Source organism: Pseudomonas floridensis (assembly GCF_002087235.1).
GTDB lineage: Bacteria > Pseudomonadota > Gammaproteobacteria > Pseudomonadales > Pseudomonadaceae > Aquipseudomonas > Aquipseudomonas floridensis.
On sequence record NZ_MUIO01000002.1, the window covers coordinates 78,959 to 99,599 of the forward strand.

Sequence of the window (20,641 nt, forward strand, 5' to 3'; positions counted from 1 at the left end):
GGTGAGGGCTTCTTTGGACGCTGAACAATAAGCACTGATGAGCTTCAAGCAAAGCGCCTTTACCAAGCGCTTACTTTCGTTAAACGGTTGAAGCACAAATAAAAAAACGGCCTGAACGGATTCAGGCCGTCGATACCTTGCAGAACGTTACTTCAATACCGCCAGGGCGGCATCGTAGTCAGGCTCTTCAGCAATTTCGGATACCAGTTCGCTGTGCAGCACGTTGTTGTTTTCATCCAGAACCACCACTGCGCGAGCGGTCAGGCCCTTGAGCGGGCCATTGGCGATCGCGACACCGTAGTTCTGGCTGAACTCGGGGCTGCGGAAAGCGGACAGATTCTTGACGTTTTCAAGGCCTTCGGAACCGCAGAAACGCGCCTGAGCGAACGGCAGATCGTTGGAAATGCACAGCACCACAGCGTTGTTAACATCATTGGCCTGGGCATTGAACTTGCGCACCGAGGTGGCGCAGGTCGGGGTGTCGACGCTTGGGAAGATGTTCAGCACTTTGCGCTTGCCGGCAAAGTCGTTCAGTGTCACTTCAGCCAAGCCTTCGCCGACGAGGGTAAAAGCAGGCGCTGCGCTGCTGTTTTTTGGCAGTTCGCCACTGACTTGAACGGGATTACCTTTGAGAGTCACTTGGGCCATGAAACGAGGTCCTTTTTCGGTTTGGTTTGGGTAAGAATCAGAAGTTAAACACGAAAGTGCTTCACGACCTATATAGGACAATTCCGAATGTGCTCAGGAATTGAGCCGGTCTCTGACCTCCGGTCGTGCACACAATTCTGCCAGCCAGTCGACGAAAACCCGAACCCGCCTCGACAACTGTCGATGCGGCGGATACAGGGCCATAAGTGGCAAAGCCGGCGGTCGATAGTCTCGCAGCACCTCGACCAGCGTGCCGCTGCGCAACTGCGTGGCGATGTGGTAGCGCGGCGCCTGTATGAGACCGAATCCGGCTTCGCAGGCAGCGACGTAACCTTCGGCACTGTTAACGGCCAGCGAGCGGGTCAATTGAGGTTCGTGCAACTGACCACGCACCATGAACTCCAGCCCGTAACGCTTGCTGCTGCCCGTGGAGAAATACTCGATCACTCGATGGCGGGTCAGATCTTCAAGGTCCAGAGGAGAGCCGTGCTCGTCAAGGTACGCACGGCTGGCGCAGGTAATCTGTGTCAATTTTTCCAGCGGCCTGGCGACCAGTGCTTCATCGTGTGAACTGCCAGCGCGCAGGACGCAATCCACACCTTCGCGTACCAGATCGACCTGCCGGTCGCTCATGCCAATCTCAAGTTCGATCTGCGGATAACGCCGGGTGAATTCAGACAGAGCAGGCATGACGACCATGCACCCCAGACTCATGGGCAGATCGATCCGCAGCAGGCCTTTAGGTCCGGCGCTGGTAGATGAGAAAGCCGACTCAGCGTCTTCAAGATCGGCCAGCAGGCTGAGACAGCGCTGGTAATACGCATTGCCGTCGGGCGTCGCGCTGACCTGGCGAGTCGTACGCTGCAGAAGCTGAACCCCAAGATGAGCCTCGAGCTGCTTGATCAGCACCGTAACGGACGCGCGAGGCATTTGCAGGCTTTCAGCGGCCTTGGCAAACCCGCCCAGCTCGACGATGCGGGTGAACACGCGCATGGCGTTGAATCGATCCATGATGACCGGGAATCCATTTTTTACTGCATTTCAATAAGAAGAACCGTTTTAGCGGGTTACTACCCACGCTGTCGAGGACAACCTGCTTCAGCAGTGTCCCTCCTCTATGTTTCAGAAATCGCGTTTGTAGAAAATATCCAGCGAACTGGCAATGCCGCTGGCCGCTTCCAGATAGACGCGTTTGCTGAGCAGGTAACGCAATGCAATAGTATTGGCCGGTTCGAACACACCCACCCCGTAACGCAGGCTGAGCTTGTCAGTGATCTTGCCGCTGGCCACGACATTGGTTTTGTCACCCGTCCCGGAAGTATCGAGCTCGAAATCCTTGATCCCCAGGTTATCGGCCAGCTTGCCGGTGGTTGAAGCACTGCCAGCGACACCCAGTGCCAGCGCAGCCTGTGCAACCATGTTGTTGTCCTCGCCGGAATTACCCAACGGCCGTCCCATGACCAGATAGGACAGGGCTTGCTCCTGACTCATGGCCGGTTCGGAAAACACTTCGGTGGTCGGCTGGTCGGCACTGCCGGTCAGGCGGATACCGGCGATCACATCGTCGGTCTGGCGAATGGCTTCGATGTCCAGATAAGGCTGATCTACAGGGCCGGCGAATAGCAATCTGGCCTTGCGAATGGTCAGACGCTGTCCATAGGCGCGATACCGTCCGTTATTGAGGTTCAGTTCCCCGCGAGTATCGAGGTTGTCGCCAATGTGGACACGCCCTACCAGATCGGCCGTCAGGCCAAAACCGTTGAAACTGAGTTTTTCCTGTCCGACTTCGACGTCGATGTCCATCGCGACGGCGAGCGGCGGCGCGCCTTCCTCGGTCTGCTGGCCGACAATGACCGTGTCACCCGAGAGCTTGACGGTCGACGGTGGCAGTTCACGAATGGTGATTGCACCCTTGGGGATCAGTACCTTGCCGGAGACCGCCAGTCGCTCGCCTTGCATCGATATCTTCAGGTCAGGCGCTGCCTCGACTTGCGCATAGGGCTCAACATGAATCGGCAGTCGAGAGCCCTTCAGGCTCAGATCGACCACCAGCGCCTGCCCCCAGGCCACCTGCCCGGTCAGAGCCCCCTGTCCGGTGGTGCCGCTTTTCCAGCCGCCATTGACCTGAACATTTTCTCCAGCGATCAGCGCCTGGACATTCAGGTCGTGCAGTTCCATCGGCATTTCAGCACCAGACACCTCGCCGCCCTGCAATGCAACACTGCCGTTGACCAGCGGTGCCAGCAAGCCACCGGACAGTCTGCCGCTGCCGTTGAGGCGTCCATTGAGCTTCTCGACCATCGGCGCAAACGGGCGTGCCACCGAGAGATCAAGGCCGGACAGGCTGAAGTCACCGGAAAGCGCCTTGTTGCTCGACAGCGGGTCGATCTGGGCGGTCAGCAGAAGACGGCCCAGCCTGGCGCCATCGAAATCCAGGCGAGCGTCGATCTTTTTCGGTGTCAGGGTGCTGGTCAGCTTCAGAGTCTGATATGGGAAATCCAGCCATTTATCCTTGTCCCGCACCCGCAGGGTTCCGCCACCGGCATCCACCCGGATCTGACCGTTGGGGCCGGCCGCTGGCATGTCCAGCTGGACATCGGCGTTCAACGTGCCTTTCCAGGCGAAATCCTTTGGCAGCCATTGCGCCAGGCTGTCGAGCGGGAAGTTTTTCAGGTGGTAGCGCAAGCGCGGATCGGGCATCAGGCGCTGGTCCTCGCCACACAGGCTGGCGGCACCGGATAGCCAACAATGGGCGCCGAACTCAAGTCTCCCGTCGGCCAGCCGCTCGAGCCGCGCCGGTCGCTGCAGACGCCAGTCCTGACCGCCGCTCTGGACGGCACCACTGGCTAACCGGCCACGCCAATTGCCGTTATCCAGCGTGCCGTCCAGTGCCAGAGCGAGCTTGAGGAGTGGACCTTGCAGGTCAAGTTTGAGTTGCTGGGCTTTCAGCGTGCCCTGCCCGTCCACGGTCAAGGTTCCGAGGCTGGTATCGCCGCTTTGAATGCCAGCGCCCTTGAGGTTGACTGACGCCCGTTGGGCCGCGTCCAGCCTGGCGGTGGCGGCGAGCGATTGCAGGCGATTGTCTTGAAAGGCCAACTGGCTACCCTGCAACACCAACTGGCCCTGAGGCGCCTGCAGCGTTCCGGCCAGGTCCAGCCTGCCGCTGGCCTGTCCCTGCAAGCGTGGCCAGAGTTGGCCCAGACGCTTCAGATTCAGGTCCAGTTGCCCTTGCAGGCGCTGATTCAGACTGCCGACGCCTTGAATACTGTTGTCGCCAAGGCGAATGTTCAGATTGGCCAGACTCCACTGTTGCCCATGGCCATCGGCCTTGGCCTGCAATAACGCAGGCTGACCGCGTAATCGGCCTTTCAGGTCCAGATCCGCAGTCAATTCCAGTTGGTCGTTCTGGAGTTGTCCTTTGCTGCGCAGCGGACCGGCCAGCGTGCCCGGCAGCTCGGCGACCCAGAACGAAGGGTCCAGCGAGCTCAGGTCGAGCGCGGTGTCCCAGCCGATGCCGTCAGCGAACTGCACGTTCACATGGCCGCTGGCCTTGCCCTGCCCGGCGACCAGATCCAGTTGCGGCAGATAGATCTGCTGCAAATCACCACTGAACGGGCTGCCCACTGTGAACGCGCCAGCGGGGCCGTCCAGGCTGGCGTTGAAATGGCCGAGGTATTTGCCATCCGTATACGACACATCTCCCTTGAAGGCATGGAGCGCGACCTGCGGCGTGGCGTCAATGGGATACAGCCGCTGCCAAGGAAAGTCCAGCCAATCGACACTGGCGTCGGCACTGAAGCCGGTTTCCCAGTTCAATTTGCCATTGACCAGCAGTCGTTGCTGCTCGCTGGCTGCCAGATTCAGGGCCGCGATGGTGGCACCCTTTGCATCTGCACGACCCTGCAACACCAGTGTCATCGGACCTTGTTCGGCGGGCAGACTGGCAGATCCGTCGATCTGATAGCCATTGTCCAAATTACCCTCGGCGGTGAGCAGCAACTGATCGAGCTGCAGGGTTTCCGGCAGTCCGGAGCTGGGCCTGAAATGCTCCGAGGTGAGTTTCAGCCGCGCTGGCACATGCTCGGCAAGCGGTTGCAACTCGCCGCTCAAGACACCCGTCAGATAGCCGGTGCTGTCGGCCTTCAGTTGCAGCGTTTTGAGCAGCTCGCCTTGAATATCCAGCGCCAGCGCCCATGGTTTTTCGTCCTGAGGCGGCAATTGCAACTGGCCTTGCAGGCTCAGCGGCCAGTCGCCCTCGGGATTGACCAGACCACCGAGGTCCAGCACCAATGCATCTCGTTGCAGATGAGCACTGTCGATCTGTAGCCCGCCGGACGTCCAGTGCGCCGCCAGTTTGAGGTCACGCAGTTGTTCGACGCCATCCAGCTCAAGACTGCCAAGCCGAACGTCCTTGAGTTGTATCGCCAACGGCAGTTTGAGGTCCGGCAAAGTGAGCGGAGCATCACTGGCCGGTTCAGCGCCGGGCGGAAAATGCAGCACGACCTTTTCTGCGTTCAGTTGATCAACACACAAGGTCATCTTCAGCAAACAGCCGGGCGTCCAGGCAAAGACCGGAGATTGCACCTCGACCCGATCTTCGCCCTGTTGCCACAGCAGTCGCTCGGCGCTCCACTGCCCACCCAGACGGCCCTGAAAATTATCCAGTTGCAGACCCGGCACGCGAGCCAACGCCCATTGGCTACCTGCCTGCGTGCCCATTATCATCCAGACGGCCACCACCAAGACCAGCAGGACCGCAAGCAGACCCAGTCCGGCAATCTTCGCGCTACGTGCGATGTTCACCCGTTTCAAAGCTCCGGCCCCATGGAAAAGTGCAGACGAATCCCGCCATCGTCGTCCAGCGCATGCGCCAGATCAAGACGCAGCGGCCCGACCGGCGAAACCCAGCGCACGCCAAAACCAACACCGGTTTTCAAGCTCGGCATGTCCAGGCTGTTGAACGAATTGCCCTGATCGACGAAGGTTGCCAATCGCCATTTTTCAGCGACGGAATACTGATATTCAACGCTGCCGGCCACCATGTAGCGACCGCCGATCCGGTCGCCATCGGAGTTGGTTGGTGACAGATTCTGATAATCGTAACCGCGCACGCTTTGATCGCCACCGGCGAAGAAACGCAGCGACGGAGGGATCGAGGTATAGCCGTCGGTGAAGTTACCGCCAAACTGCACGCGTCCGAGCAACCGGTGATTTTGCGCGACGGTGGTCAGGCCCTTCAGCAGTACGTTGCCGCGTATCAGGTTGGCGTCGGACAGCATGCCCTCCTTCGCCACTTGCGCGTCGAACTGCAGGCGATAGCCATTGTGCGGATCGATCCGATCATCGCTGCGCAGGTACGAATAACTGATCCCCGGCATCAGCAGCGTACTCAGGCCCGAATCGTCACCGAGTCGATATTCCTCGCGTTGCCACTTGAGCGAGATGACCCGCTCCCAGCCGCTGGGCAGCTTGCTGTGCCATTCGGGTCCGACCGTCAGCAGTTTGCTGAGGCTGTCGGTCCCGGCGATCTCTTCATATTGATAGCCGCCCGCAAAACGCAGTTTGTCGGTCAGGGGCGGGTCGAGCGGCACGTCATACCAGAGGCCGACATTCTGACGGGGAGCCGACAGTTCAGACTCGAACCCATAGCTGTGACCTTGCGCGTTGGCCCAATGCCGGGTCCAGTTGGCCTTGCCTCGCGGCCCCACATCGGTGGAATAGCCAAGGCCCAGGCCCATGGTCCGAGGCTTGCGCGTTTCCAGCTGAACCGTGACCGGGATCACTTGACCCACCGCAGCGGTCGGCGCTGCGTCCACCCTTACCCCTTCGAAATAACCGCTGGCCTGCATCGCCTGATTGAGCTCGGCAATCAGTTGCGAGTCGTAAGGGGTATTTTCCTTGAACGGCACCATGCGCTTAAGCAGGTCATCGTCGAACGGCGCATCGCCGCTGAACATGACTTTGCCCAGCGAATAGCGTGGACCGCTGTCGTACACCAGCTCAATGTCTGCAACGCCGGCCCGAGGGTCGATGGCCAGACGCTGCCGGGTGAAACGACCACTGAAAAAGCCGTAGCGCGACGCCTGATTCTGGATCAGACGCTTGGCGTCTTCGTAGTTGCCATGATTGAGCACCGCACCGGCTTTGAGCGCATCGCTCTTCGGTACTTTGAAGGCTTTCAGCGATGCCGCCGGCCCCTCGACCCGCACCACCACGTTGCGCAAACGGATCGGCTCGCCCGGCTGGATCTTCATGATCAGGCGCGGATTCTCGCCATCCTGTATCTCACTGTCGATCCGGGCTTGATAATAACCCAGCGCCTGTGCGGCTTTCTCGGCCTGCTGCTCGGCGCCCAGACTGAAGTTGCGCAGAGCACGGGCATCGCGCTCGCCGAGGTCTCCGACGTAACCTTCGACATTGGCCTTGAGGTCCGGATTGGCGGGTGTGATCTGCACGTCCAGTCGTGCGGCGGCCAGCGCCGTCGCACTCAAGGACATCAGAAGCACACTGCCACTGAATATTCTGAGAGGCTTCATGGGAGTGAATGCTAGCACGACCCGCAAGCTACGCTGAAAACCGCAAACCAACGGTGTATCAAACCGTTACGTCATGGATTGGCAGTGGAACCTTAGGATTGGGGTGGAAAAAGACATGCTCGCGGACCGGTCCTACCGCAATTTCGCCGATTTCTTCATAACCTTGCCGCTTATAGAACTCGAGGTAACGGGGGTTTCCGGTATCGAGCACGATGCCTTGGGAATGTTCGTCTTCCGAACACCAGTCGTGCAGCGCCTGCAGCAGCTGCTCACTCAGGTCCTGTCCGGTCTTCTGTCCCTGGAACTCCGGGTCCAGACCGATCAGCGGCAGCACATGCACGGTCTCGGACGGTACACAGGCCAGGACTGCGTTGTAATAGGCCAGATACCGCTGCGTACAGCTCAGGCCGGTGCCGACCACCATCCGCAGGCGCCAGGCCCAGCTTTCAGTTATGCCCAGCCGACGCTGCGGCGGGGCAATCAGCGCAACGCCGACCAGCCGGTCTGCCATGAACAGGCCCAGTGCGGGCTGGTTTTGCAAAAAGTGCTGCTTGACCAATTGCCGGATGGTTTCGCGAATACGATTTTCGTAGCCCGAGCGCTTGTCATTGAACAGGTACGCAAAGGTCGGGTCGCGACGATAAGCCTGAAACAGCAACGATCGGGTTTCACGGGAATAACCACTGTCGAGCTGGCGAATTTCGCCCACGATGGCAGCAGGTTGGGACATAAAGGGACCTCACATGGACGAAACTGCGTAAGCGCAGTACTGGGCAAGCATCGTTTCGAGTGATGGCACCTTGCGACAGTTCAAACAAATTGTCCGACAGGCTCTCGTTCCGCACCCGGACGGCATGCTGGCCCTGAGCCGACAGGTCGGCTAGCATCGCGGCTTGTTTTTCCTCAGGACTGCCGTTTTATGAAAATCGTCTCGTTCAACATCAATGGTCTGCGCGCCCGACCGCATCAGCTGGCAGCGCTGATCGAGAAACACCAGCCCGACGTCATCGGACTTCAGGAAACCAAAGTCTCGGACGATCAGTTCCCTCAGGCCGACATCGAAGCCTTGGGTTATCACGTACATTTTCACGGCCAAAAAGGCCATTACGGGGTCGCCCTGCTGTCGCGCAACGCACCGATTGCCCTGCACAAAGGCTTCGACAGTGACGACGATGAGTCTCAGAAGCGCTTCATATGGGGCACCTATGCCGACCGAAACGGCCAGCCGGTCACCATCATGAACGGCTATTTCCCCCAAGGAGAAAGCCGCGATCACCCGACCAAGTTTCCTGCCAAGCAGCGCTTCTATAACGATCTGCAGACACTGCTGGAATCACGCTTCAGTAATGATCAGTCGCTGATCGTGATGGGCGACGTGAACATTTCGCCGCAGGATTGTGACATCGGCATCGGCCCCGACAATGCCAAGCGCTGGCTGAAAACCGGCAAGTGCAGCTTCCTGCCGGAGGAGCGTGAATGGATGGAACGCTTGAAAGGCTGGGGGCTGATCGACAGCTTCCGTCATCTTTACCCGGAGGTGGTCGATCGGTTCAGTTGGTTCGACTATCGCAGCCGGGGTTTCGAAGACGAGCCCAAGCGTGGGCTGCGCATCGACCTGATCATGACGTCCCATGGCTTACAGCCGCGGATCAAGGCAGCCGGCGTGGATTACGACTTGCGGGGCATGGAAAAGCCTTCGGACCACGCGCCGATCTGGCTGGAACTGCACTGACAATCCTTCCTTGAACCACCCTGCCCGTCATCGCGGGCAGGTAGCGCCTCGCGCGGCACGAAAACTGTCACCTTGCGGTAACGTCTCCGTCTTATTCTCTCGGCACTTCCGTTCATTCAAGGTGCCGCCGATGTTGCGCGCTCTGCTTGCGGCGCTGATTATGTCGAGCGCTACCCTGCCCTGCATCGCAGCGTCCATGCTGCCTGTGCCGGACAACGACGCCCCGGTCCTGCGCATTCAGGGCTCTAACACCATCAACGCCCGACTGGGCCCTGCTCTGGTTGAGGGTTTGATGCGCCAGCAAGGGCTGCAGGCGGTCCGGACATTGCCTGGCGATGCCGTCAATGAACAACGAGTGACTGGCACTGCGTCCGACAACGGCAGGCCGGTGCGGGTGGAGGTTGCTGCGCATGGCTCGGGCACCGGCTTCGAAGCCTTGAACAACGGCACGGCCGACCTGGCCGCCTCCTCCCGCCCGATCAAGGAACAGGAAGCGGCGGAACTTGCCCGTCTGGGCGATCTGAGAAGTGCTGCGGCCGAGCAGGTCATTGCCATTGACGGGGTTGCGGTGATCCTGCATCCCGGCAACCCGCTGCGTCAGTTGGACACCCGGCAACTGGCCCGTATCTTCTCGGGTGAAGTGAAAGACTGGAGCGAGGTGGGTGGCAACTCTGGAGCCATTCACCTGTATGCGCGGGACGAGAATTCCGGCACCTGGGAAACCTTCAAGGAACTGGTGCTGACCAGGCAGGGCAAGCATCTGTCCAAAGCCGCCGTCAGGTTCGAGTCCAGCGAACAGCTGTCCGATGAAGTCAGCAATGACCGCAACGGCATTGGTTTTATCGGCCTGCCTTATGTGCGGCGAGCCAAGGCCATCGCGATTGCCGATGGCGAGTCGAAGCCCATGCTGCCCACCGTCAACCTGATTGCCACGGAAGACTATCCGCTCTCACGCCGACTGTTTCTGTACGTGCCACCGCTGACACCGCAGGGCTGGGCTCAGGCGCTGGTGCAATTCACTCAGAGCGTCGAAGGTCAGGCGATCGTGGCTCAGAACGGGTTCGTTGCGCAGACGGTACAGGCGGTCAGAGTGCCGACCACTCCCCAGATGCCGGTCGATTATCAGGTGCTCACGCGCAAGGCCGAGCGGTTGTCGGTCAATTTTCGCTTCGCTCAAGGCAGTGCCCGGCTGGACAACAAAGCCCAACTGGACCTCAGGCGCGTCGCGGACTACCTGAAAGCCAACGACAAGCTCGACCAGCAGGTCACGCTGGTCGGTTTCGGCGACGCCAAGAGCGATCCGGAGCGCGCCGTGCTGCTCTCAAGACTCAGGGCCATGGCGGTGCGTCGCGAATTGCAGAAAAGCGGCGTGACCTTCCGCGACGTCCTGGGCCTGGGTGACGAGATGCCGGTGGCCACCAATGACCTCGACGACGGCCGGATCAAGAATCGCCGTGTCGAGGTGTGGGTGGAATAAAGCGGGCGAGTGCTCAGCCTCGAACGCGCCCCGTATCGCCGGGCAGGTATTTACCCAGCTCGAATTTGCCGATCGCTGCCCGGTGCACCTCATCCGGACCATCTGCCAGACGCAGGGTACGTTGCATGGCGTACATGTAGGCCAGTGGGAAATCATTGGAAACCCCTGCGCCACCATGCATCTGAATCGCGCGATCAATCACCGCCAATGCAACGTTCGGCGCCACGACCTTGATCTGGGCAATCTCGCTCTTCGCCACCTTGTTGCCCACAGTGTCCATCATGTACGCAGCCTTCAGCGTCAGCAGGCGAGCCATGTCGATTTCCATGCGCGAATCGGCAATCTTGTCGATATTGCCGCCCAGTCTCGCCAATGGCTTGCCGAATGCGACGCGATCGATGGAGCGCTTGCACATCAATTCAAGTGCTCTTTCAGCCATACCGATTGAACGCATGCAATGGTGAATCCGACCTGGTCCAAGGCGCCCCTGAGCGATCTCGAAACCGCGCCCCTCACCCAGCAACACGTTTTCATACGGCACCCGAACGTTTTCGAACAGCACCTCGGCGTGACCGTGCGGCGCGTCGTCGTAACCGAAGACTGGCAGCGGCCGTACGATCTTCACGCCAGGCGTATCGACGGGCACCAGGATCATTGAATGTTGCTGATGACGCGGGCCGTCGGGGTTGCTCAGGCCCATGAAAATCAGAATCCTGCAGCGCGGATCACAGGCGCCCGATGTCCACCATTTGCGGCCATTGATCACCCACTCGTCGCCGTCGCGCTCCGCACGGGCGGCCATATTGGTGGCATCGGATGAGGCCACCTCCGGCTCGGTCATGGCGAAGGCCGAGCGAATCTCGCCGCTTAGCAGAGGCTCCAGCCAGCGGGTCTTCTGGTCTTCGCTGGCGTAGCGCACCAGCACTTCCATATTGCCTGTGTCCGGTGCCGAGCAGTTGAACGGCTCAGGCCCCAACAGCGAGCGGCCCATGATTTCAGCCAGCGGCGCGTACTCCAGATTGGTCAGACCGGCACCGAGTTCCGATTCCGGCAGGAAGAGATTCCACAGCCCTTCAGCCTTCGCCTGCGCCTTGAGCTGCTCCATGATCGCGGTCGGCTGCCACCGATCACCTTCAGCTACTTGCCGCTCGAATACCGGTTCAGCGGGGTACACATAAGCATCCATGAACGCGGTCACACGCTCACGCAGTGCCTGCACTTTCGGGGAGTACGCAAAATCCATGAGCAGCTACCTTTCGTTCAGGACGTCGATGTGATGAAAGGATGCTAGACACCCAGACATTTATCTAATCTATTCTCAGCGTGTATAAACATTCATAACCGATATATGATTCAGCCACGCTGCGGCACAGTCAGCGATCACAAAAACAGAACGAGGCGCCCCTCCAATGAACCTCAACAAGGTTGATCTCAATCTTTTCATTGTCTTCGACGCCATCTACACCGAAGCCAATCTGACCCGGGCCGGACAGATCGTCGGCATTACTCAGCCCGCCGTCTCCAACGCGCTGGCGCGGCTGCGCGAAACCTTCAATGACGCGCTGTTCGTCCGCACCGCTCAGGGCATGGTCCCTACGCCTATGGCGCAGAACATCATCGGCCCGGTACGCAATGCATTATCGTTGCTGCGAGTGTCGGTACAGGAAAGCCGCATATTCAATCCGCAACAGGCTAACAAGAACTACCGCATCAGCATGACCGACCTGACCGAGGCAGTCGTGCTGCCGTTGCTGTTCCAGCGCCTGCGTCGTCTGGCCCCTGCGGTCACCATCGAGAGCTTTTTGTCCAAGCGTCGCGAAACTACCAAGGAATTGGCCGCCGGGCGTCTGGATTTCGCCGTCGATGCGCCGCTCAATACTGACCCGCAGGTGCGTCACGTCAAGCTGATGGAAGACAAGTATGTCTGCGCCATGCGCAAGGGTCATCCCGCCGCCGGTAAGGCGACATTCGGTCTGGACGACTACCTCGCCCAGGCACACATTCACATTTCCAGTCGCCGCAGCGGTCTGGGGCATGTAGATCTGGCGCTCGGAAAAATGGGCATACAGCGCAAGATCGCGTTGCGCTCCCAACATTACCTGATGGCCATTCAAGTATTGCAGCAGACCGACATGGTCATGACCGTGCCCGAGCGCTTCGCGCGCCGCAACGACCTGCACTTCGTATACCTGCCGGTCAACGATGTGCCGTCGGTTGAGACACATCTTTACTGGCACGAGAGCACCGATCAGGACCCGGCCAATCGCTGGATGCGCGAACAGATCATCGAACTGTCTCAACGCGTGACTGCACAGGAACAGACATTAGAAAAGGTATCAGCCTGATCACTCAAGCGCTTGATACTAATAAAAATAAATCTTAAATCTAAAGTAGTTTCTAGCTTTAAAACCCTGCTCATTCTCACTTGAATACCAGCCCCGCCTGCTTGACGTATACGTCAAGCAGGCCGTAGGTTAGGCCTACGTCTTTCTTTCGAGCGTCATCATGAGCAGCCAGACCTACAGCATTTCCGAGCTTGCTCGCGAACTGGACATTACCACCCGCGCCATTCGTTTTTATGAGGAGCAAGGCATGCTCAGCCCGGAACGGCGTGGCATGGAACGTATTTATTGCGCACGCGACAAGGTCACGCTCAAATTGATCCTGCGCGGCAAACGCATCGGCTTCTCGCTGGCCGAGTGCAAGGAACTGATCTCGCTTTATGACCCGAGCGGCGATAACCAGAAACAGTTGCACACCATGCTCGGCAAGATCGCTGAGCGCCGTGACCAGCTTGAACAACAGCTGCTGGATATCCAGCAAATGCAACTGGAGCTGGACACTGCCGAGGAGCGTTGCCGGGCAGCGCTTGACCGCACCGTGATCCCTTCACATTGATACCCTTCAGGTAGCGCACTCATGTCATTGCCCCAGCACGTAAGTCTCGTCGAAGTCGGCCCGCGCGACGGGCTGCAGAATGAATCACGCCCGATCAGCATCCAAGACAAGGTGCGCCTGGTGGATGACCTCACCGCAGCAGGTATCGGGCATATCGAAGTCGGCAGCTTCGTCTCGCCGAAGTGGGTCCCACAGATGGCCGGCTCGGCGCAGGTCTTCGAGCAGATACAGCGGCGTGAAGGCGTCATCTACTCGGCGCTGGCGCCCAACCTGCGCGGCTTTGAAGACGCGCTGTCCGCAGGCGTTCGGGAGGTGGCGGTGTTTGCGGCGGCCTCCGAAGCGTTCTCGCAGCGCAACCTCAACTGTTCGATCAGTGACAGCCTCGAACGCTTCGCGCCCATCATGGAAGCCGCGCGCCTGCACGGCCTGCGTGTCAGGGGCTATGTGTCCTGCGTGCTCGGCTGCCCGTATGAAGGACGCGTCTCCCCCGAGCAAGTGGCCGCCGTGGCCAATGAACTGCATGCGATGGGCTGCTACGAGATCTCGTTGGGTGACACCATCGGCACCGGCACACCCGGTGCAACCCACGCGCTGTTCAATACGGTGGCCGGACAGATTCCGCGCGGCAAACTGGCCGGGCATTTCCATGACACCTATGGCCAGGCACTGGTGAACATCTACGCCAGCCTGGAAGAAGGCATCCATGTGTTCGACAGTTCGGTTGCGGGCCTGGGCGGCTGTCCCTATGCCAAGGGCGCCAGCGGCAACGTCGCCACGGAAGATGTGCTTTATATGCTCGAGGGCATGGGCATCGAAACCGGCATCGATATGGACCAGGTGATTCAGGCGGGCCAGAGAATCTGCGATGTCCTGCATCGCAGCAATGGCTCACGTGTCGCACGGGCGCGGCTGTCTGCATGAGGGTGTCAACGGTCGGCCCGCGGTGCGACAAGTTGTCGCAGAGTGTTACCCTACGTCGCGTCCTGTCGAGACAAACGGGTAACACGGAAACAATCGGCGGCAAATCTCAAGGTGTCGTGAACCTGAAATCTTAACAAAACCTTGTTTTAAAAGGGATTTTAAAAACTGGCACGGCTCCTGCTATATCTCTTGTACAACAAAAATAAAAACACGCAGCAATCCAATAAAAACAACACGTACCGGCTCTGACATAACAAGAACAACACGGACAGAGGCGTAGCTAACAGATTTTTTTGGAGTGGATAGCTTTTCTGAACCGCTTGATTGCAGGCCGTTCGCAGTCAGACAGAGAACAATAAAACTGCCAAAAAGGCGGCCACCAGACTGACTGGATCGATACGATAAAAGGCTTATCAGCGCTCAAAAAAATACGTTTGCTCTTGGTCCCGTCTAGGGATCGCTCAAAAAAGATGTGAAAGGTCAGGCCGACAAAAACAACAACAGGCCGCCTGAAAACAAAAAAAGAGCATGTGAAGAAAACCTTGAAGGGGAGCCCAGGCTCCCCTTCGTGCTTTGCGGATTTTGATATCCCCCTCTCCCGTCCCAGACCTTATGCATAGCCGGTGAAAACCGGCGTTGACACTCGTGCAGCTCAGGTTTACGTTAACGTAAAGGTCATAGCCAATCCGCCAAGAATAAAACAGGAACGCTACCCATGAGTTACCCCAGCCTGAATTTCGCCCTGGGCGAAACCATCGACATGCTGCGCGACCAGTTGCAATCCTTTGTCAGCGCAGAAATTTCCCCTCGCGCTGCGCAGATCGATAAAGACAACCTGTTCCCGGCCGACCTGTGGCGCAAGTTCGGTGACATGGGCCTGCTGGGCGTCACCGTTGGCGAAGAGTACGGCGGCGCGGGCCTGGGCTATCTGGCGCATGTGGTGGCGATGGAGGAAATCAGCCGCGGCTCGGCTTCTGTTGCGCTGTCCTATGGTGCGCACTCAAATCTGTGCGTCAACCAGATCAATCGCAATGGCAACCCCGAGCAAAAAGCCCGTTACCTGCCGAAGCTGATCAGTGGCGAACACGTCGGCGCGCTGGCCATGAGCGAACCCAATGCGGGCTCAGACGTGGTATCGATGAAGCTGCGCGCCGACAAGCGTGGCGATCACTACGTGCTCAATGGCAGCAAGACCTGGATCACCAACGGGCCGGACGCAAACACCTACGTCATCTACGCCAAGACGGACCTGGAAAAGGCCGCGCACGGCATCAGCGCCTTTATCGTGGAGCGCGACTGGAAGGGTTTCTCGCGCAGCAACAAATTCGACAAACTGGGCATGCGCGGCTCCAATACCTGCGAGCTGTTTTTCGATGACGTCGAAGTCCCCGAAGAGAACCTGCTCGGCAAACTCGACGGCGGCGTCAGGGTCTTGATGAGCGGTCTGGATTACGAGCGCGTCGTGCTCTCCGGTGGCCCCACCGGGATCATGCAGGCCTGCATGGACGTGGTGGTGCCCTATATCCACGACCGCAAGCAATTCGGCCAGAGCATCGGCGAGTTCCAGCTGATTCAGGGCAAAGTCGCAGACATGTACACCCAGCTCAACGCCAGCCGAGCCTATCTGTACGCCGTGGCACAGGCCTGTGATCGCGGCGAGACCACCCGCAAGGACGCCGCAGGCGTGATTCTTTACAGCGCAGAACGCGCGACCCAGATGGCGCTGGACACCATTCAGATTCTGGGCGGCAACGGCTACATCAACGAATTCCCTGCGGGCCGGCTGCTGCGCGACGCCAAGCTGTATGAAATCGGCGCAGGCACCAGCGAGATCCGGCGCATGCTGATCGGCCGCGAACTGTTCAACGAAACCCGTTGATTCCGGAGTCCTCATGGCCATTCTGCATACCCGCGTCAACCTCCGGGATCCGCAGTTCGTGCTCAATCGCGCGGCCCTGCTGGAACAAGTCAATCAACTGCGGACCTTGCTGACACGCGTTCAGCAAGGGGGCGGTCGCAAGGCACAGGAGCGGCATACTTCTCGTGGCAAGCTGCTGCCACGCGAGCGGATCAATCAGTTGCTGGACATCGGCTCGCCATTTCTGGAGATCGGCCAGTTGGCCGCCTACGAGGTATACGGTGAAGACGTTCCGGCAGCGGGCGTGATCGCCGGGATCGGTCGGGTCGAAGGCGTCGAATGCATGATCGTCGCCAACGATGCCACGGTCAAAGGCGGCTCCTACTATCCGCTGACCGTCAAAAAACACCTGCGCGCCCAAGCCATCGCTCAACAGAACCGCCTGCCCTGCATCTATCTGGTGGATTCCGGCGGCGCCAATCTTCCTCGTCAGGACGAGGTGTTTCCGGATCGCGAACATTTCGGGAGGATCTTTTTCAATCAGGCCAACATGAGCGCGCAGGGCATTGCGCAGATCGCGGTGGTGATGGGCTCCTGCACGGCGGGCGGCGCCTATGTTCCGGCCATGGCCGACGAGGCAATCATGGTCCGCGAACAGGCGACGATCTTCCTGGCCGGACCGCCGCTGGTCAAGGCGGCAACCGGCGAAGTGGTCAGCGCCGAGGACCTGGGCGGTGCCGATGTACATTGCCGCACCTCAGGTGTCGCCGATCATTACGCGGACAGCGACGAGCATGCCCTGGCATTGGCCAGACGCTGCATTGCCAACCTCAACTGGCGCAAGCAGGGTCAGTTGAATGTGCAGGCACCGGTCGATCCGCTGTACGCCAGCGATGAGCTGTACGGAATTGTTCCCACCGAGACCAAGCAGCCCTTCGATGTGCGCGAAATCATTGCCCGACTGGTGGACGGCTCGGTGTTCGATGAATTCAAGGCACTGTTCGGCACCACACTGGTGTGCGGTTTTGCTCACCTGAAAGGCTATCCGGTCGCGATCCTTGCCAATAACGGCATTCTGTTCGCCGAGGCCGCGCAGAAAGGCGCGCACTTCATTGAACTGGCCTGCCAGCGCGGTATTCCCCTGCTCTTTCTGCAGAACATTACCGGCTTCATGGTTGGGCAGAAATACGAGGCAGGCGGCATTGCCAAGCACGGCGCCAAGCTGGTGACCGCTGTAGCCTGCGCCAAGGTGCCCAAGTTCACCGTGATCATTGGTGGCAGTTTCGGTGCCGGCAATTACGGCATGTGCGGCCGCGCCTATGACCCTCGCTTCCTGTGGATGTGGCCCAACGCAAGAATCGGTGTGATGGGCGGTGAACAGGCCGCCGGTGTGCTGGTGCAGGTCAAATGCGAGCAGGCTGAACGCAGCGGCCAGGCATTTACCGCGCAACAGCAGACCGAACTGAAACAACCGATTCTCGACCAGTACGAGCATCAAGGGCATCCGTACTACTCCAGCGCCCGCCTGTGGGACGACGGGGTCATCGACCCGGCGCAGACCCGCGACATACTTGCGCTGGCCCTCTCCGCTTCGCTCAACGCCCCTATCGAACCCACCACGTTCGGCCTGTTCCGAATGTAAGCCGGGAAATGACCATGACTGCATTCGCGACAATTGAACTGATCGACGACCCGCGCGGCTTCGCTACGCTGTGGCTGAACCGCGCCGACAAGAACAACGCCTTCAACGCACAGATGATTCGCGAGCTGATCCTGGCGCTGGACCAGGTACAGAGCAATCCGGCGCTGCGTTTTCTTCTAATGCGAGGCCGAGGCAAGCATTTCAGCGCCGGTGCCGACCTGGCCTGGATGCAACAGGCCGCCGATCTGGACTACGACACCAACCTTGATGATGCCCGAGAGCTGGCCGAGTTGATGTACAACCTCGCCAAACTGAAGATCCCGACCCTGGCCGTCGTTCAGGGCGCGGCGTTTGGCGGTGCCTTGGGGCTGATCAGTTGCTGCGACATGGCAATTGCCGCTGACGATGCACAGTTCTGCCTGTCCGAAGTGCGCATCGGCCTGGCGCCAGCGGTCATCAGCCCGTTCGTGGTGCAGGCGATTGGCGAACGGGCTGCGAGGCGTTACGCGCTGACCGCTGAGCGCTTTGATGGACAACGCGCTCAGCACATCGGCCTGATTGCCGAGTGTTACCCGTTGCGAGCGCTGGAAGATCAGACATCACAATGGATCGAGACGTTATTGCTCAACAGCCCACAGGCGATGCGCGCCAGCAAGGATCTGTTGCGAGAAGTAGGCAACGGCGAACTGACGCCTGCCTTGCGACGCTACTGCGAAAGCGCGATTGCCCGCATTCGCACCAGTGCAGAAGGCCAGGAAGGTCTGCGCGCCTTCCTTGAGAAGCGCACGCCCGGCTGGCAACAGCCTCCTGACCGCAGCACCGCGCAAGACAAGGACTCTCAGTCATGAGCACGCTTGAACTCACTACGCTACTGGTCGCCAACCGCGGCGAAATTGCCTGCCGCATCATGCGCACGGCGAAAACGATGGGTCTGACCACGGTCGCCGTCCACAGCGCGATCGACCGGAATGCACGCCACAGTCGAGAGGCCGACATCTGTGTCGACCTGGGCGGCAGCAAGGCCGCTGAAAGCTACCTGATGATCGACAAGCTGATCGCGGCGGCCAAAGCCATTGGCGCGCAGGCGATTCACCCCGGCTACGGTTTTCTATCGGAAAACGCTGCGTTCGCCCGCGCCATCGAAGCTGCCGGCCTGATCTTTCTCGGTCCGCCCGCCTCGGCCATCGACGCAATGGGCAGCAAATCGGCGGCCAAATCCCTGATGGAAGACGCTGGCGTTCCGCTGGTGCCGGGTTATCACGGTGCCGCGCAAGACCTTGATACCTTCCGCACCGCCGCGCAGCGCATCGGCTATCCAGTGCTGCTGAAGGCCACGGCGGGCGGCGGCGGCAAAGGCATGAAGGTGGTCGAGCAGGAAACCCAGCTGGCTGAAGCGCTGGCGTCCGCTCAGCGTGAAGCGCAGTCCTCGTTTGGTGATTCGCGCATGCTGGTCGAGAAATATGTGCTCCAGCCCCGGCACGTCGAAATACAGGTCTTTGCCGACCGGCACGGCCATTGCCTGTACCTCAACGAGCGTGACTGCTCGATTCAGCGTCGTCACCAGAAAGTCGTCGAAGAAGCCCCTGCTCCGGGCCTTTCCCCAGAACTTCGCCAGGCCATGGGTGAAGCGGCCGTCAAGGCTGCACAAGCCATTGGTTACATCGGCGCAGGTACGGTCGAGTTTCTGCTGGACGCACGCGGCGAGTTCTTCTTCATGGAGATGAACACTCGACTGCAGGTCGAACACCCGGTCACCGAATACATCACCGGACTTGATCTGGTGGAATGGCAGATCCGCGTGGCTCGCGGTGAGCCGCTGCCGATCACGCAGGCGCAGGTGCCGCTGATCGGCCACGCCATCGAGGTGCGGCTTTACGCCGAGGATCCGGCCAACGACTTCCTGCCCGCAACGGGCACGCTCGAACTGTACCGCGAATCCAGAGCGGGTCATGGACGACGGGTGGACAGTGGCGTGGCCGAAGGCGACGCTGTTTCGCCCTTTTATGATCCGATGCTGGGCAAGCTGATTGCCTGGGGTGAAAACCGGGAGGAAGCACGTTTGCGCCTGCTGGGCATGCTCGATGAATGTGCGGTAGGCGGGGTCAAGACCAATCTGGCCTTCTTGCGCAGAATCATCGCCCACCCCGCCTTTGCCGCGGCCGAGCTGGATACCGGGTTCATTCCTCGCTACGAGACGCAACTGCTGCCTGCACCACAAGCCCTGCCCGACGCGTTCTGGCAAGCCGCCGGCGAAGCCTGGCGCCAGAGCCAGCCGAAACGGATTCGCAATGATGATACTTACTCACCCTGGAGTTCGAACACGGGGTTTCGCCCGGGTCTGCCTGCGCAAACCTGCTTGCGCCTGGTGTGCAACGGCGAACGCAACAGTGTGCACCTGAGCCCCCATAGCGCTACATCCCATCATTGGGATGCAGAATCATTGAGCATTGAGGTCGATGGCATACGCACACAGCATCTGGCAATTCGACGCGGTGCCGATCTGTACCTCAAATGGCACGATGAGCTGTATAACATCCGTCAGACCGACCCTGTCGCCCAGGCGGAATCAAACCTCACACCGCATGGTGGTCTGGTCGCGCCCATGAACGGCAGCATCGTGCGCGTTCTGGTCGAGTCGGGACAGCAGGTGGAAGCGGGTTCTTTGCTGGTGGTGCTCGAAGCGATGAAGATGGAACACAGCATCCGTTCGGCAACCGCAGGCACCGTGACAGCACTGCATTGTTGCGAAGGCGATATGGTCAACGAAGGGGCTGTACTGGTGGAGGTTGACGCACACACCCCTATCGTCTGACAGCGCGTCGCACCTCAACGAGGACCCAATGAACAGGACCATGATCAGGCGTCTGATCGTGATCTTGCTCGACAGGAACACCTGGCCACGAGTGGCCTGCGCTGATGGCCCGTTAGC

General features: G+C 59.6%; 15 protein-coding genes and 1 pseudogene. 9 read left to right on the forward strand and 7 right to left on the reverse strand.

Features of this window, described 5'->3' with window-relative positions; translation table 11 throughout:
* Window positions 1-147: 147 nt before the first annotated feature.
* From tpx to BZK31_RS00500, 5 genes are all read right to left on the reverse strand, one after another.
* Window positions 148-648 (reverse strand): thiol peroxidase, encoded by a 501-nt coding sequence (gene tpx / locus BZK31_RS00480; RefSeq protein WP_083180790.1) that lies wholly within the window; start codon window positions 646-648, stop codon window positions 148-150.
* 93 nt (window positions 649-741) lie between these two features.
* Window positions 742-1,659, reverse strand: coding sequence for a LysR family transcriptional regulator (locus tag BZK31_RS00485; protein WP_083180792.1), 918 nt, complete (start codon window positions 1,657-1,659; stop codon window positions 742-744).
* A 111-nt stretch (window positions 1,660-1,770) separates the two neighbouring features.
* Entirely contained in the window at window positions 1,771-5,451 is a 3,681-nt protein-coding gene (locus tag BZK31_RS00490; protein WP_167377805.1) for a translocation/assembly module TamB domain-containing protein, read from the reverse strand.
* Window positions 5,452-5,456: 5 nt separating this feature from the next.
* Complete coding sequence (locus tag BZK31_RS00495) at window positions 5,457-7,184, reverse strand: autotransporter assembly complex protein TamA (protein WP_083180796.1); 1,728 nt, start codon at window positions 7,182-7,184, stop codon at window positions 5,457-5,459.
* Between the two features lie 58 nt (window positions 7,185-7,242).
* Window positions 7,243-7,914: a GNAT family N-acetyltransferase gene (locus BZK31_RS00500; protein ID WP_083180798.1), complete on the reverse strand. Its 672-nt coding sequence runs from the start codon at window positions 7,912-7,914 to the stop codon at window positions 7,243-7,245.
* Between the two features lie 189 nt (window positions 7,915-8,103).
* Here BZK31_RS00500 and xthA point away from each other — a divergent pair, with 189 nt between their 5' ends.
* Both xthA and BZK31_RS00510 read left to right on the forward strand, forming a co-directional pair.
* A complete protein-coding gene (xthA, locus tag BZK31_RS00505; RefSeq protein WP_083180800.1) occupies window positions 8,104-8,916 on the forward strand; it encodes an exodeoxyribonuclease III in 813 nt (270 codons plus the stop codon).
* A gap of 130 nt (window positions 8,917-9,046) precedes the next feature.
* Window positions 9,047-10,393 carry a substrate-binding domain-containing protein gene (locus BZK31_RS00510; protein ID WP_083180802.1) on the forward strand — a complete coding sequence of 449 codons (1,347 nt, stop codon included), beginning with the start codon at window positions 9,047-9,049 and terminating at the stop codon, window positions 10,391-10,393.
* Window positions 10,394-10,406: 13 nt separating this feature from the next.
* Here BZK31_RS00510 and BZK31_RS00515 read toward each other — a convergent pair whose 3' ends face one another.
* A complete protein-coding gene (locus tag BZK31_RS00515; RefSeq protein ID WP_083180804.1) occupies window positions 10,407-11,636 on the reverse strand; it encodes an acyl-CoA dehydrogenase in 1,230 nt (409 codons plus the stop codon).
* Window positions 11,637-11,802: 166 nt separating this feature from the next.
* Here BZK31_RS00515 and BZK31_RS00520 point away from each other — a divergent pair, with 166 nt between their 5' ends.
* The 3 genes from BZK31_RS00520 (at window position 11,803) to BZK31_RS00530 (ending at window position 14,212) form a co-directional block, all read left to right on the forward strand.
* Window positions 11,803-12,738, forward strand: a complete 936-nt coding sequence (locus BZK31_RS00520) for a LysR family transcriptional regulator (RefSeq protein WP_083180806.1) — start codon at window positions 11,803-11,805, stop codon at window positions 12,736-12,738.
* Between the two features lie 160 nt (window positions 12,739-12,898).
* Window positions 12,899-13,291 carry a MerR family transcriptional regulator gene (locus BZK31_RS00525; protein ID WP_083180807.1) on the forward strand — a complete coding sequence of 131 codons (393 nt, stop codon included), beginning with the start codon at window positions 12,899-12,901 and terminating at the stop codon, window positions 13,289-13,291.
* Window positions 13,292-13,312: 21 nt separating this feature from the next.
* Window positions 13,313-14,212 (forward strand): hydroxymethylglutaryl-CoA lyase, encoded by a 900-nt coding sequence (locus BZK31_RS00530; protein WP_083180809.1) that lies wholly within the window; start codon window positions 13,313-13,315, stop codon window positions 14,210-14,212.
* 280 nt (window positions 14,213-14,492) lie between these two features.
* Here the strand turns inward: BZK31_RS00530 and BZK31_RS30330 are convergent.
* A pseudogene (locus tag BZK31_RS30330) lies at window positions 14,493-14,801 on the reverse strand (hypothetical protein).
* 126 nt (window positions 14,802-14,927) lie between these two features.
* Here BZK31_RS30330 and BZK31_RS00540 point away from each other — a divergent pair.
* The 4 genes from BZK31_RS00540 to BZK31_RS00555 are packed head-to-tail and all read left to right on the forward strand — an operon-like array spanning window position 14,928 to window position 20,524.
* Complete coding sequence (locus tag BZK31_RS00540; RefSeq protein WP_083180811.1) at window positions 14,928-16,091, forward strand: isovaleryl-CoA dehydrogenase; 1,164 nt, start codon at window positions 14,928-14,930, stop codon at window positions 16,089-16,091.
* Window positions 16,092-16,104: 13 nt separating this feature from the next.
* The gene (locus BZK31_RS00545) at window positions 16,105-17,712 is read left to right on the forward strand and encodes a carboxyl transferase domain-containing protein (RefSeq protein WP_083180813.1); all 1,608 of its coding nucleotides are present in this window, start codon (window positions 16,105-16,107) and stop codon (window positions 17,710-17,712) included.
* Window positions 17,713-17,720: 8 nt separating this feature from the next.
* The gene (locus BZK31_RS00550) at window positions 17,721-18,560 is read left to right on the forward strand and encodes a gamma-carboxygeranoyl-CoA hydratase (RefSeq protein WP_083180814.1); all 840 of its coding nucleotides are present in this window, start codon (window positions 17,721-17,723) and stop codon (window positions 18,558-18,560) included.
* Window positions 18,557-20,524, forward strand: a complete 1,968-nt coding sequence (locus BZK31_RS00555; protein ID WP_083180815.1) for an acetyl/propionyl/methylcrotonyl-CoA carboxylase subunit alpha — start codon at window positions 18,557-18,559, stop codon at window positions 20,522-20,524. Before BZK31_RS00550 ends, BZK31_RS00555 begins: the two co-directional genes overlap by 4 nt.
* Window positions 20,525-20,641: the final 117 nt, after the last annotated feature.